Source organism: Pseudarthrobacter leeuwenhoeki, assembly GCF_055412885.1.
In genome coordinates, this window is the sequence record NZ_JBVAYY010000004.1 from 222,366 (window position 1) to 232,192 (window position 9,827).

Here is a 9,827-nt window from a genome sequence, read left to right on the forward strand (position 1 = left end):
GTTAAGGTGGGAACATGAGCGAAACGTTCCGCCAGCTGCTGCGCGCCCTGCCCGATTTCCCCGAACTGCTCCCGGACTTCGACCCGGACGCCGCGCCCGCGGACGCGGCCGGACTCTTCCGGCTCTGGTTCGATGAGGCGCTGGCCGCCGGTGTCCCGCAGCCCAACGCCTGCAGCCTGGCCACAGCGGATGAGCTCGGGCGGCCTTCCTCCCGGATGCTGATCCTCAAGGACATCGACGACGACGGCTGGCACTTCGCTACGTCCCGCGCCTCCCGGAAGGGCCGGGAACTCTCGGCGAATCCCCACGCCGCGCTGAACTTCTTCTGGCAGCAGCAGGGCCGGCAGGTCCGCGTCGCCGGCGCGGTGGCGGAGCTGTCCGCCGAGGCCTCGGCTGCGGACTGGCATGCCCGGCCCGGCGCGGACGGCAGTGACAACCCGGACTGGCAGCTGTACGCCCTTCAGCCCCGGGAGATCGAGTTCTGGCAGGCCCGGCACGACCGCCGGCACCTCCGGCACCGCTACGGCCCGGAGTCCTTCAGTTAACCGGCCTTTATTCAGGCCGTTCGCAAGGCGTTCGTATTAGGATGATCGCCATGACCACCATCACCCCGGAAAAACTCCTGGAAGAACTCCGCCGCGCAGCCGGCACTGTGGCTGGAATCGCCGCCGGCTTTTCCGACGAGGACGTCAAGGCCGCCTCGGAACTGCCGGGCTGGACCCGCGGCCACGTGCTGGCCCACGTCTGCGGGATCGCCAATGCGATGGCCCGTCAGCTGGAATACGCCGCCCAGTCCGACACCATCGAGCTCTACGACGGCGGCTACGACGGCCGGACCCGTGCCATCGAGATGGCCGCCGGGCACACCATTGCGGAACACCGGGCCGACCTGGACGCCGCCCTGGGCAGGGCGCTGCAAGCTTTTGAAGCACTGGCCGATGTCGGCTGGCGGGCGCCCATCAGCTTCCGCGGGGGAGTCGTTCTCGACGGCGGACTGGCGCTCTGGCGCGAGCTCGTCATCCACGCCACCGACCTCGGCACCGGCGGCGGCCCGGAAACCTGGAGCCGGCCGTTCTGCGAGCACCTTTTCGATTTCCTGGCCGCCCGGGTGCCGGACGGGCAGCGGTTTGTCCTCCAGCCGCTTGGCCTGCCGGCAGTGTCAATCGGTACCCCGGGCGGCCAGGCGACCGCCATCAACGGGATGCTGACCGATATCGCTGCCTGGCTCGCGGGACGCACGCCGACCCTCGGCAGCCTGCGCGCCACCGCGGCGGCCGACGGCGTGGACCTCCCCGAGCTCCTGCCCTGGCCGGCCGGGGTGCCTGTCACCCCCTAGGACGTCCGCCGAGGTGAGACTAGGCGCCCATGATCCGCCGCGACATGGGCGCGAAGTCTCACCCCGGCGGCCGGCGCTAGGCCACGCCGGCGGCCTGACGGCGCTCCCGGTCCAGCAGGCTTTCCTTGATGGCCAGCCCCCAGCGGAAGCCGCCCAGGCTTCCGTCGGTCCGGATCACCCGGTGGCACGGGACAAACAGCGCCGCCGCGTTGAATGCGCAGGCGCTGGCCGCAGCGCGCACGGCTTTGACGTTGCCGGAGAGCTCCGCGTACTCCGTGTAGGTCACGGGGTGTCCCGGCGCGACGGTCCGGAGGACATCCCAGGCATGGCCCCGGAACGGCCCGGATTTCTGCAGCACCGGCACCGCCATGGCGGGCGTGGGGTTCCCGGCATAGAACTCCGCCACGGCGTCGGAGATGGCACTCAGCCCGGTGACGGCCTCGTAGTCCCCGGGGAGCAGCTCAGGATGGATCTGCCCGGTCAGCTCGCCGGGAACGGCAGTCCACCCCGAGGCCAGCACGGCCCCGTCCCGGGCAATGATGGTGAACGGACCGTCCGGGGTGGACATGGTCAGCAACTGGGCTTTCATGGCATCACTTTCTTCTGGGGCTGGGTACGTGTGCGGGCCGCGGCCCGGGCCCCCGCCGCGCGCCACAGGTGCATGGTGGCGTAGGAACGCCAGGGGCTGAGCTCCCGGAAATCAGGACTCAGGCGGGCGTCGGGGGCGACTGCCACGCCGTCCGGGTCCCGGGCGAGGGAACGGATGCCGTTTCGCACCGCTGCGTCGTTGGCCAGGAAGACATCCGGGGCGCCGATCACGCGCATCGCCACATAACCAACCGTCCACGGCCCAATGCCGGCGAGGGGCAGCAGTTTGGACTCCAGGCCGGGCAGGTCGTCGCCGTAGCCGAAGTCGAGCTCACCCGAGGCCATCGCCGCCGCGGCCGCGCGGACGGAATCGATGCGGCGCTGCGGCCCGCGGAGCAGCCCGAAACCGTGCCCGGCAATCTGCTCCGCCGTCGGGAACAGCCTTTGCAGGCCGTCCGCCGGCACCAGGCTCGCGCTGCCGGCCGCGGACAGGTGGATGAGGGCGGTGCGGGCGGCGGCGACGGTGATCTGCTGGCCGATCATGGCCCGGACCAGCAGCTCCTGCGGGTCAACGGCGCCCGGCATCCGCATCCCGGCGGTGGCGGCGACGCTGGCCGACAGCCGCGGATCGGCCCCCAGTGCACCGTCGATGGCGACCGGGTCGGAGTCGAGGTCCAGCAACCGGCGGACCCGGCTGAGCAGGGGCGGCAGGTCCCGCAGGTCGACGGCGCCGATTCTCAGCACCAGCGGACGGCCAGGGGAACCGGCGTCGTAGTCCACCCGGAAACGGGCGTCTCCGTGGGCCAGGCGCAGGGTCCGGGCGTAGGAGGTGGACGAGCCTTCCTCGATGCCCGGAATGGCCCGGACCGTGAGGAAGTCGAAGATTCCCGGGTCGAACGGCTCGCGGTACGGCAGGTTCAGCGTCAGCGTCAGCGCCGTCGCCGGCGGTGCGGCCAGGCCAGGCGAACGGTGGTGCCGGGCGGTGGCCCGCAGTGCCGTGGGTGACATGGCGAAGACCTCGCCGATGGTCTCGTTGAACTGGCGCACGCTGCTGAAGCCGGCCGCGAAGGCAATGTCGGCGATTTTCATGGGCGTGGAAACGAGCAGGGTGCGGGCGGTCTGGGCCCGCCCGGCCCGGGCCAGCGAGAGCGGTCCGGCGCCGAGTTCGTTGCTCAGAATCCGGTTAAGCTGCCGCGAGGAGTAGCCCAGCCGGGCGGCAAGCCCCTCCACGCCGTCGCGGTTGATCACACCGTCGTTGATGAGCCGCATCGCGCGTCCGGCGATGTCGGAGCGCACGTTCCAGGCCGGCGTGCCGGGGACGGCCTCGGGCAGGCAGCGTTTGCAGGCCCGGTAGCCGGCGTCGTGCGCGGCGGCGGACGTTTCGTAGAAGGTGACATTCCCCGCTTTGGGGGTCCGGGCCGGGCCGGAGGGCCGGCAATAGATGCCCGTGGTGCGGACAGCAGTGTAGAACTGCCCGTCGAACCGGGTGTCCCGGGCGTCAATTGCCCGGTAGCGCTGCCAGAAGTCCATGCGTTCATCCTGTCAGCTTCCGGGGACTGCTGCTAGCGGAAATCGGACACGGCTGTGGAGGGGGAGCGGTGGCATTTGTTAAAGTCGGAGCATGACTTTGACGCCTCCTGTCAGCGTGCCGGGTTTCCCTGCCTGCGGGCCGCCCGCGGACGAACTGCGCGGGCTCCTGTCCCTTGACGCCCGGCAGGTGGCGCCGCTGCTGCTCGGCGCGGTGCTGACGCATGCGGGGAGCGACGGCCCGGTGTCCGTGCGGATTACGGAGGTGGAGGCCTATCTGGGCCCGCAGGACTCGCTGCACCCGGACCCCGGCTCGCACACCTTCCGCGGCGCCACCGCGCGCAACGCCCCGATGTTCGGCCCGGCCGGCCACCTGTACGTCTACTTCACCTACGGCCTGCACCACTGCGCCAACATCGTGTGCGGGCCGGCCGGCGTCGCCTCCGCCGTGCTGCTGCGCGCCGGCGAAATTGTGGCCGGGGAGGAGCTGGCACGCAGCCGCCGGCCGGCGTCGAAATCCCCAAAGGACCTGGCGAGCGGCCCGGCCCGGCTCGCCACGTCGCTCGGAATCACGACGGCGGACAGCGGCCGGGACGCCCTCCAGACCCCGTTCGGACTGGAACTGCCCGCCCTGGCGGCTGTGGACGTCAGCGCCGGGCCGCGCGTCGGCGTCTCCGGCGCCGGAGGCACCCACGACTACCCCTGGCGCTTCTGGCTGAGCGGTGACCCGACCGTCTCCCGCTACAAGGCGGCGAAGGTGCGGACGGCCTAGCCGGCCATGGTGCTTCTGGAGGTTCTGGTGGTTCCGGTGGTTGCCTGGAACCGGTGGCGGGGGAGGACGGCATCTCATGGGTGAGGGCAAGCGCGGGAAACCACGCAGCGAGCTCGAAAGGCTCGAGATCTTTGCGCAACTGGCCGCCGACTATTTCCGGATGGCCGAGTTGTTCAGACCTGCAGACGGGCCGCTGCCGGCAGATTCCCCCGAGGCGGAACGCCGGCAGTGGGTGGAGCTCTTCCGGGCAGCCCTGCTGCGCAAGTTCATCGTCCGGGATGAACACGTGTCCCTCAAGCTGGTCGTGAGGGCACTCCGCCTGTGCAACCATGCGGCAGACCGCAGGCTCGCGGAGGGAACGGACGCGGTGGCTGAACTGTTCACCGCCGAAATGCTCCAGGGCCGGCTGCACGGGATGCCCGGACCAGCCCCCGAGGACGGCCCGGACGTTTTCGAAGACGTTCTCTATGGACGGCTCCTGCACGGCGACGCTGACCGCTTCTCCCGGTCCGAATGGGCGAAGGACCACGGCCGCCTGGGTGCAGCGGCGGCCCGGCGGTTCGACGCGGAGCATGCGCTCGGCAAGGCGCTCGACGTCGTCAGCTACGGACTCGCGCACGGTCTCCTGCGGTCCCCGGCCGCGCCGGACAGCGACACGGGTCCAGCCAGTGAGGGTGATGGGTGAACCGGTCGAGGATCTGACGACAAGCGTCTTTTTTGTCGGACTTTTCATCTGGCTGTCCATCACGATGCTCGGCGCGATGTCAGATATCCCGGCCGACACGATCGTCTGGTTCGTCACCGTGATGGTGTTCTGCCAGGTGTTCATCATCGGCGGCACGGTGTACACGACCCAGCGCGGCATCCGTCCCTGGCGGTGGCGGCTCGCGAACACGGACCTGACCGGCGGGGTCTACCTGCGCCCGTGGGAGAAGACCCCTTCCGCCACATCAAATCAACAAAGGAATCCCCGTTGACCCCTGACCCCCAGCCCCCCGCCGCCCCGAGCCCGGGCCAACCAAAACCACCTTTCCCGCTTCGGGTTCGGGCCCGGAGTGACGCCTGTCGATGACCTGACAACATCCGCCTTCTTCATCGCCGGCGCCGTTGGCATGGGGATCTTTGCGGCACTTCCCGAGCTGCAGGACAACGCTGGATTTTCTGGCTCTGTTCGCTCATGTTCGTGGCCGGTGCGGTGTACACGACGCAGCGGGCCATCCGTCACTGGCGGTGGCGGCCCGCGAACGTGGACCAGACCGGCGGGGTCTACCTTCGCCCCTGGGAAAAGACCCCTTCCACCACGAGGTAGAGGGCCCTCGACGGGGACTTAGCGGGAGCATACGGCACCGGCACCGGCGTTTTCACCGTCCGCAGGGCCGGGAAGCTGTCGAGCGAGGAGTGGACCATTCCGCACGTCGCGGCAGACTGCCTGCACAAACTGACATGTGCCGGTGGGGAGACCGAAAAGGTTGTAGAATGGTGGGTCTGTCTTTTTCGATAGGGGAACGTTCGATGCACGACGCTGATTTGGCCCATGAACGCGACTATGTGGCGGGACTTTACGCCCGGCTGGATGAGCTGCGGACGGAAAAACGCGCCCAGCTGGCGCAGGTACGGCGTGCCGGTGCGGTGGGCACCATGCAGAACGTCTCCGAGCGGGACGCGTTCGCCGCGCTGTATGAGGACCGTCTGGCGCAGCTCGACGCCGTCGATGACCGGCTCGTGTTCGGCCGCCTCGACCTCGACTCCGGCGAGGCCCAGTACATCGGCCGCATCGGACTGACCACGGACGACCTCCAGCGCCTCATGCTGGACTGGCGCGCACCCGAGGCCGGCCACTTCTACCAGGCCACCGCGTTCGACCGGCAGGGTGTGCGCCGCCGCCGCCACCTGATCCTGCAGGGCCGCGAGGTCAAGGCGATCGAGGATGACGTCCTCGACGCCGGCCTGCTCGCCGACAACGAGTCCCTCCAGGGCGAGGGCGCCCTGCTGGCGGCCCTGAATTCCAAGCGGACCGGACGGATGTCGGACATCGTCGGGACCATCCAGTCCGAGCAGGACCGGATTATCCGATCGTCGATCTCCGGCGCCCTCGTGGTCCAGGGCGGTCCCGGCACCGGCAAGACCGCCGTGGCGCTGCACCGCGCCGCCTACCTGCTCTACACCCACCGTGACCGGCTTAAGACCGCCGGCGTCCTGCTCGTGGGACCGTCGTCGTCGTTCATGAAGTACATCGAGCGTGTCCTGCCGTCGCTCGGCGAAACCGGCGTCGTGATGGCGAGCGTAGGCCGTCTGATGCCCGGCATCCACGCCGTCGCCGAGCCCGAAGCCGAGATCGCGGCCATCAAGGGCCGGCTGGACATGGCCGAGGTCGTGGCGAACGCCGTGGCCAACCGGCAGCGCATTCCGGCGGAAAACCGCGTCCTCGAAGTCGACGGTCGCAAACTGCTGCTCACCCCCCGGCAGGTCCGCCGTGCCAGGGACAGGGCCCGCTCGACCGGCAAGCCGCACAACGAGGCCCGGGTCTCGTTCGTCAAGATCCTGCTGCGCGAACTGACCGAGCAGATGACCGAACTCGTGGAAGCCGGCAGCATCGGCAACAACGCCGACCGCTCCTATCTGGCCGAGGACGTCCGCTCCGCGCGGGACGTGCGGATTGCCCTGAACCTGTGCTGGATGCCGATGACACCGGAGAAGCTCATCGGTGAACTCCTCAGCAGGCCGGCAATCCTTGCAGCCTGCACCCCCCACCTCACCGGCGCCGAGCGTGAACTGCTGCTCCGGCCCGCCGACGCCCCGTGGACCGAAGCGGACGTGCCGCTCCTGGACGAGGCCGCCGAACTCCTCGGCGAACTCGACGCGGCCGCGGGCAGGGGACTGGCCCAGCAGGAACACGACCGCGCCCGCGACCTGGCCAATGCCAAGCAGACGCTGGTCAACATGGAAACAGCCGGCGTGGACGTCCTGGTCTCCGCGGAAGAGCTCGTGGACCAGAACCAGGAACGCGTTACCCGGCTGAGCGCCGCCGAGCGCGCCACCACAGACCGCAACTGGGCGTTCGGGCACATAGTGGTGGACGAGGCCCAGGAGCTCTCGCCGATGCAGTGGCGCCTGCTGGTCCGCCGCTGCCCGATGAAGTCCTTCACCATCGTGGGCGATATTGCCCAGACGAGCTCCGTGGCCGGCGCCAATTCCTGGCACAGCGCCCTCGGGCCCATGTTCGGCGACCGCTGGCAGCTCGAGGAACTCACGGTCAACTACCGCACGCCCTCGCAGATCGCCGAAGCGGCTGCCCGGATGGCCAACGCGGCGGGGCTTGTGGTGTCCGCACCGAAGGCTGTCCGCGAGGGACTCTGGCCGCCCGTGATCGACCGCGTCGAGCGCGGCGGGATCATCAGCAAGCTCGTGGAGGTCCTGCCGGAGGAGCTGGGTGCGCTCGAGGGCGGCCTGCTCGCCGTCATTGCCGACGGCGAGCTCCTCCCGGAGGCGACCGCCGCGCTGCGCGCGGTCTACGGCCGCCGCGTCGGCACGGATGCCGGCAGCTACGTGCAGGACATTGTGGTGATCAGCCCCCGTGAGGCCAAGGGCCTGGAGTTCGACGGCGTCGTGGTGCTGGAGCCATCGGCCATGCTCAACCATGAGCACGGCCGTGTCGGTGACCTGTATGTGGCCATGACCCGGCCCACCCAGCGGCTGCGGCTCATCGCCTCCGCCGGTGTGCCGGCCGGCATCGAAGAATGAGTCCCGCCGGCGGGCGCCACGGTGGCTGACGGTCACAAGCCCCGTCGGCTGACGGTCACAAGCGCTGGCGGTGCCCTGATCCTGCTAACTTAGATTCCGTGTCCCAGCTAAATGATCTACGTTCCCAGCAGAATGACCCCAGCTTCGCCAACGTCTGGCAGGAGCTGAAATGGCGAGGCCTGGTCCATGTCTCAACGGATGAGGCGGCGCTGGAGAAGCTGCTCGCCGGCGATCCCGCAACCTACTACTGCGGCTTCGATCCCACCGCTCCAAGCCTGCACCTGGGCAACCTGGTCCAGCTGCTGCTGATGCGCCGGATCCAGCTGGCCGGCCATAAGCCCCTCGGGCTGGTCGGCGGATCCACCGGCCTGATCGGAGATCCGCGGCAGAGTGCCGAACGCGTGCTCAACACCCCCGAGACGGTCGCCGAATGGGTCGGGAAGCTGCAGGCGCAGGTCCAGCGTTTCCTCAGCTTCGAGGGTGACAACGCGGCACGAATGGTCAACAACCTGGACTGGACCGCGCCGCTGAGCGCCATCGACTTCCTCCGCGGGATCGGCAAACACTTCCGGGTCGGCACCATGATCAAGAAGGACATTGTCGCCAACCGCCTGAACTCCGACGAGGGGATCAGCTACACGGAGTTCAGCTACCAGATCCTGCAGGGCATGGATTACCTGCAGCTCTTCCGCGACTACGGCTGTGTCCTGCAGACCGGCGGGTCGGACCAGTGGGGCAATCTCACGAGTGGCACCGATCTCATCCGCAAAGTTGAGGGCAAACACGTCCACGCGCTGGGTACCCCCCTCATTACGAACTCTGACGGCACGAAGTTCGGCAAGAGCGAGGGCAACGCCATCTGGCTTGATCCGGAGATGTGCAGCCCGTACTCCTTCTACCAGTTCTGGCTCAACACAGCGGACAGCGACGTGGCGGCACGCCTGAAGGTGTTTACCTTCCTGGGCCGTGCCGAGATTGAAGCGCTGGAAACCGCGGTTGCCGAGCGGCCCTTCGCCCGTGAAGGACAGCGGAGGCTTGCCTTCGAGGTGACCTCCCTCGTCCACGGTGTGGAGGCCACGGACAAGGTCATCGCAGCCTCAGCTGCCCTGTTCGGCAACGGTGACCTCAGCGTCCTGGACGAGGCCACGCTCAAGGCGGCCACGTCCGAACTCCCTTCGGCCACCGTCGAGGCCGGCGGCCTGGGCATCATCGAACTGCTGGTTGCCACCGGACTGTCGGAGAGCAAATCGGCAGCCCGCCGCACCGTGGCGGAGGGCGGGGCCTACGTCAACAACGCCAAGGTCGCGGATCCGGACGCCGTTATCGAGCCCGGCCAGCTGCTGCACGGACGCTACCTGCTGTTGCGCCGGGGCAAGAAGAACCTCGCCACCGTCGAAGTTTCCGCGGCCTAGAACGGCACCTCACGTCACCTGCACGCTCCGGCCCGACCCAGTTGCAAGGTCGGGCCGGAGCGTGTATTGTTCTTTTAGTCGCCACCGCAGAGTGGTGACCAACCCCAACAAAAATAGAGAAGCAATTCTCCTAGCGCTTTCGGCTCCCCTGGAGCAAGCTGGCGCAGGAATGAAAAGTTGCTTCACATTTTGCTGGGTGCATTCGTTCCACCAGATGAAATTTGGATGAAAATCCGGATTTGCAAAGTGGATATGAATGAAATAAGCTTCAAATATCGCAGCGAAGAAAAAGCGAAACAAAAGAATTCATTTACATTGAATTGTTTCGAACAGTACTTTGAATGTGTCTGTTGTTTGAGAACTCAATAGTGTGCCAAGTTTGTTGATACCAATTTATTGTATTGAATTGGTTGAATTGATCAGGCCTGCCACCCCGTGGTGTGGTCTGGTT

At 67.9% G+C, this 9,827-nt stretch carries 9 protein-coding genes; 7 read left to right on the forward strand and 2 right to left on the reverse strand.

Annotation, left to right across the window (positions count from 1 at the left end; all coding sequences use genetic code 11):
* Window positions 1–14: 14 nt before the first annotated feature.
* Both ACZYX4_RS05320 and ACZYX4_RS05325 read left to right on the forward strand, forming a co-directional pair.
* Window positions 15–545, forward strand: coding sequence for a pyridoxine/pyridoxamine 5'-phosphate oxidase (locus ACZYX4_RS05320; protein ID WP_463874250.1), 531 nt, complete (start codon window positions 15–17; stop codon window positions 543–545).
* Window positions 546–595: 50 nt separating this feature from the next.
* Window positions 596–1,336 (forward strand): maleylpyruvate isomerase family mycothiol-dependent enzyme, encoded by a 741-nt coding sequence (locus tag ACZYX4_RS05325; RefSeq protein ID WP_463874251.1) that lies wholly within the window; start codon window positions 596–598, stop codon window positions 1,334–1,336.
* 76 nt (window positions 1,337–1,412) lie between these two features.
* On the opposite strand, the gene ACZYX4_RS05330 is transcribed toward ACZYX4_RS05325, so the two are convergent.
* The gene (locus ACZYX4_RS05330) at window positions 1,413–1,925 is read right to left on the reverse strand and encodes a methylated-DNA--[protein]-cysteine S-methyltransferase (protein WP_463874253.1); all 513 of its coding nucleotides are present in this window, start codon (window positions 1,923–1,925) and stop codon (window positions 1,413–1,415) included.
* The gene (locus ACZYX4_RS05335) at window positions 1,922–3,454 is read right to left on the reverse strand and encodes a DNA-3-methyladenine glycosylase 2 family protein (RefSeq protein WP_463874254.1); all 1,533 of its coding nucleotides are present in this window, start codon (window positions 3,452–3,454) and stop codon (window positions 1,922–1,924) included. Before ACZYX4_RS05335 ends, ACZYX4_RS05330 begins: the two co-directional genes overlap by 4 nt.
* 91 nt (window positions 3,455–3,545) lie before the next feature.
* Between ACZYX4_RS05335 and ACZYX4_RS05340 the strand changes: the two genes are divergently transcribed.
* From ACZYX4_RS05340 to tyrS, 5 genes are all read left to right on the forward strand, one after another.
* On the forward strand, window positions 3,546–4,223 hold the full coding sequence (locus ACZYX4_RS05340; protein ID WP_463874255.1) for a DNA-3-methyladenine glycosylase: 678 nt from the start codon (window positions 3,546–3,548) through the stop codon (window positions 4,221–4,223).
* Window positions 4,224–4,299: 76 nt separating this feature from the next.
* Window positions 4,300–4,908 carry a hypothetical protein gene (locus tag ACZYX4_RS05345; protein WP_463874256.1) on the forward strand — a complete coding sequence of 203 codons (609 nt, stop codon included), beginning with the start codon at window positions 4,300–4,302 and terminating at the stop codon, window positions 4,906–4,908.
* On the forward strand, window positions 4,898–5,200 hold the full coding sequence (locus ACZYX4_RS05350) for a hypothetical protein (RefSeq protein WP_463874257.1): 303 nt from the start codon (window positions 4,898–4,900) through the stop codon (window positions 5,198–5,200). Before ACZYX4_RS05345 ends, ACZYX4_RS05350 begins: the two co-directional genes overlap by 11 nt.
* A 535-nt stretch (window positions 5,201–5,735) precedes the next feature.
* Complete coding sequence (locus tag ACZYX4_RS05355; protein ID WP_463874258.1) at window positions 5,736–7,964, forward strand: HelD family protein; 2,229 nt, start codon at window positions 5,736–5,738, stop codon at window positions 7,962–7,964.
* Window positions 7,965–8,062: 98 nt separating this feature from the next.
* Window positions 8,063–9,376 (forward strand): tyrosine--tRNA ligase, encoded by a 1,314-nt coding sequence (gene tyrS, locus ACZYX4_RS05360; RefSeq protein WP_463874259.1) that lies wholly within the window; start codon window positions 8,063–8,065, stop codon window positions 9,374–9,376.
* Window positions 9,377–9,827 lie beyond the last annotated feature (451 nt).

Excerpts from the sequence above, each read along its gene's own strand:
- ACZYX4_RS05320 (WP_463874250.1), top strand. The coding sequence starts at position 15 with ATGAGCGAAACGTTCCGCCAGCTGCTGCGCGCCCTGCCCGATTTCCCC.
- ACZYX4_RS05325 (WP_463874251.1), top strand. The coding sequence starts at position 596 with ATGACCACCATCACCCCGGAAAAACTCCTGGAAGAACTCCGCCGCGCA.
- ACZYX4_RS05330 (WP_463874253.1), bottom strand. The coding sequence starts at position 1,925 with ATGAAAGCCCAGTTGCTGACCATGTCCACCCCGGACGGTCCGTTCACC.
- ACZYX4_RS05335 (WP_463874254.1), bottom strand. The coding sequence starts at position 3,454 with ATGGACTTCTGGCAGCGCTACCGGGCAATTGACGCCCGGGACACCCGG.
- ACZYX4_RS05340 (WP_463874255.1), top strand. The coding sequence starts at position 3,546 with ATGACTTTGACGCCTCCTGTCAGCGTGCCGGGTTTCCCTGCCTGCGGG.
- ACZYX4_RS05345 (WP_463874256.1), top strand. The coding sequence starts at position 4,300 with ATGGGTGAGGGCAAGCGCGGGAAACCACGCAGCGAGCTCGAAAGGCTC.
- ACZYX4_RS05355 (WP_463874258.1), top strand. The coding sequence starts at position 5,736 with ATGCACGACGCTGATTTGGCCCATGAACGCGACTATGTGGCGGGACTT.